Annotated in this window: 3 protein-coding genes and 1 tRNA gene; all 4 read left to right on the forward strand. The window is 59.2% G+C overall.

Features of this window, described 5'->3' with window-relative positions:
- Window positions 1-56 precede the first annotated feature (56 nt).
- Window positions 57-133: transfer RNA gene (locus ACTHL0_RS19520), tRNA-Val, on the forward strand.
- A gap of 283 nt (window positions 134-416) precedes the next feature.
- Window positions 417-2,324, forward strand: a complete 1,908-nt coding sequence (gene thrS / locus ACTHL0_RS19525; RefSeq protein WP_440568513.1) for a threonine--tRNA ligase — start codon at window positions 417-419, stop codon at window positions 2,322-2,324.
- A gap of 50 nt (window positions 2,325-2,374) precedes the next feature.
- The gene (infC, locus tag ACTHL0_RS19530) at window positions 2,375-2,896 is read left to right on the forward strand and encodes a translation initiation factor IF-3 (RefSeq protein ID WP_440568514.1); all 522 of its coding nucleotides are present in this window, start codon (window positions 2,375-2,377) and stop codon (window positions 2,894-2,896) included.
- Between the two features lie 246 nt (window positions 2,897-3,142).
- On the forward strand, window positions 3,143-3,250 hold a 108-nt coding region (locus ACTHL0_RS19535; protein WP_440568515.1), incomplete at its 3' end, for a large ribosomal subunit protein bL35.

The following is a 3,250-nucleotide window of genomic DNA, read 5'->3' on the forward strand; positions in this document are numbered from 1 at the left end:
AAAGCATAAAAGGGGTTGCCAAGGTTCGATAGGCCCCATATAATCGCTTCTTCTTCAGGCTCGTAGCTCAGCTGGTTAGAGCACCACCTTGACATGGTGGGGGTCGTTGGTTCGAGTCCAATCGAGCCTACCAACGAAAAACGAATGTCCGGCACTGTTGTTTGGCCGGAGATTCAACGGCAGTCAAAGGCGCGCAAGCGCACAAGGCGAATACGGTTATGACACCGCGAACGTTGACCGAAACATTTTCGGAGCGACGCTAGTCGAGGACCTCTTTCGCCCTGTTAGTTTGATTGTCAGTGAAAGTGAATGCGGCCCCTCGAAAGCGGGGCCGCATTTTTTTTATTCGTGCTTTTTGGTTTGTTGCCGCAACCGATTGTTTTTGATGCCGCGCTTGGCATCTCGGAGAGAACGCAATGGTTTCGATACGCCTGCCCGACGGTTCGGTTCGACAATACGATCACCCGGTCACGGTAGCCGAGGTTGCGGCCTCGATCGGCCCGGGCCTCGCGAAGGCCGCGATCGGCGGCAAGATCGACGGTGAGCTCGTCGATACGTCGGCGCTGATCGAGCGCGACGCCTCGCTCGCGATCGTGACGGAAAAGGATCCGGACGGCCTCGATATCATTCGCCACTCGGCGGCGCACTTGCTTGCGTATGCGGTGAAAGATCTCTATCCGGAAGCGCAGGTGACGATCGGGCCCGTGATCGACAACGGCTTTTACTACGATTTCGCCTATCAACGGCCGTTTACGCCCGAGGATCTGGAGAAGATCGAAAAGCGCATGCAGGAGCTCGCGAAGAAGGACGAGCCCGTTTCGCGTCGCGTCGTCTCGCGCGATGAGGCCGTGGATTACTTCAAGAGCATCGGCGAGAAGTACAAGGCCGAGATCATCGAATCGATCCCGGCGAGCGACGAAATCAAGCTTTACTCGCATGGCGGCTTTACGGATTTGTGCCGCGGGCCGCACGTGCCGTCCACGGGCAAGCTCAAAGTCTTCAAGCTGATGAAGGTGGCCGGTGCATACTGGCGCGGCGATTCGAAGAACGAGCAGCTGCAGCGCATCTACGGCACGGCCTGGGCGAAGAAGGAAGAGCAGGACGCGTATCTGCACATGCTCGAGGAAGCCGAGAAGCGCGACCACCGCAAGCTCGGCCGTCAGCTCGATCTGTTCCACTTGCAGGGCGAATCGCCGGGCATGGTGTTCTGGCATCCGAAGGGCTGGTCGCTGTGGCAGCAAGTCGAGCAGTACATGCGGCGTCGCGTGAATGCCGACGGCTATCTCGAGATCAAGACGCCGATGATCATGGACCGCTCGCTGTGGGAAGCGTCGGGCCATTGGCAGAACTATCGCGAGAACATGTTCACGACGGAGTCGGAAAAACGCGACTACGCGATCAAGCCGATGAACTGCCCGGGCCACGTGCAGGTGTTCAAGCACGGCCTGCGCTCGTATCGCGATCTGCCGTTGCGCTACGCCGAATTCGGCTCGTGCCATCGCAACGAAGCGTCGGGCGCGCTGCACGGCCTCATGCGTGTGCGCGGCTTCGTGCAGGACGATGCGCACATCTTCTGTACGGAAGAGCAGTTCATCGAGGAATCGATCAAGTTCAACACGCTCGCGATGAGCGTGTATCGCGATTTCGGGTTCGAGAATATCGACATCAAGCTCTCGCTGCGCCCGGAACAGCGCGCGGGGACGGATGAAATTTGGGATCGCGCGGAAGAAGGTCTTCGCCAGGCGCTGACGGCGTGCGGGCTTCAGTGGGAAGAGCTCGCAGGCGAGGGTGCGTTCTACGGCCCGAAGATCGAATACCACATCAAGGATGCGCTTGGCCGCTCCTGGCAGTGCGGCACCCTGCAGCTCGATATGGTGTTGCCCGAGCGGCTGGGCGCCGAGTACGTGGCCGAGGACAACAGCCGCCGCCGGCCCGTGATGCTGCATCGGGCGATCGTCGGCTCGATGGAGCGTTTCCTCGGGATTTTGATTGAGCATCATGCCGGCGCAATGCCGCCGTGGCTGGCGCCGACGCAGGCTGTCGTCATGAATATCGCCGAAAGCCAGGCCGAGTACGCCCAGGCCGTTGCCCAAACGTTGCAAAAACAAGGGCTTAGAATCGAGCTCGATTTGCGCAACGAGAAAATTAGCTATAAAATACGCGAGCATACGCTCGAAAAAGTGCCGTACCTGCTCGTGGTCGGCGACAAAGAGCGTGAAGCACAAACGGTAGCCGTGCGTGCCCGTGGCGGTGTCGATCTGGGCGTGATGCCAATCGATACCTTCGTTGAGCGCCTCCGTCATGAGGTCGAGGCGTTCAAGTAAGCCACTGGAGCAGCGCGGCTCGTTTTTTTAATTTTTAGAGGAAACGGAACATCGCTACTGATAAGGGCCACCGCATCAACGGTGAGATTACGGCAGCCGAGGTGCGTCTAGTCGGAGTCGAGAACGAACCACTCGGCATCGTTAAACTGGCTGATGCTTTCCGCATGTCGGAACAGCAGGACGTCGATCTGGTGGAAATCGCCCCGCAGGCGGTTCCTCCAGTCTGCCGTTTGATGGATTACGGCAAGTACAAGTACCAGGAAGCGAAGAAGCAGCACGAGGCCAAGCTCAAGCAGAAGGTCATCCAGGTCAAGGAAGTGAAGTTCCGCCCGGGTACCGATGACGGCGATTACAACGTCAAGCTGCGCAATCTCGTGCGTTTCCTGGAAGACGGCGACAAGACGAAGATCACGTTGCGTTTCCGCGGGCGCGAAATGGCGCACCAGGAAATCGGTATGCGAATGCTCGAGCGCTTGCGCACCGACCTCGAAGAAGTGGGGCAGGTCGAGCAGATGCCGAAGATGGAAGGGCGCCAGATGATCATGGTGCTCGCGCCGAAAAAGAAGAAGTAATGTGCGGCTCGCCGCTGCCCGGCCACGGTTCGTGGCGGGCGGGCAGTGCGTGCGCGAAGTGGTGAAGCGGTAAGTGATTACCGAGCAGGTTTCGGCGCGGCGCCCGGCGGTATCGGGCGTCGGGCCAGAAAGCGCGGCGGCCGGCAACGGCCATGCCGCAGACAAGTGGACTGGGTTTCAAAGGGCGGAACTGGGGCTTTTTGCCGGCCGCACACCCATCGCCATCAAATAACGGAGTTGTTCGTCATGCCTAAGATGAAGACCAAGAAGAGCGCTGCAAAGCGCTTCGTGGTGCGTCCGGGCGGTACCGTCAAGCGCGGTCAAGCCTTCAAGCGCCACATTCTTACGAAGAAA

It is taken from the genome of Trinickia sp., from assembly GCF_051961175.1.
Lineage (GTDB): Bacteria > Pseudomonadota > Gammaproteobacteria > Burkholderiales > Burkholderiaceae > Trinickia.

Coding starts and splice junctions, on each gene's coding strand:
- thrS (WP_440568513.1), top strand. CDS start 417: ATGGTTTCGATACGCCTGCCCGACGGTTCGGTTCGACAATACGATCAC.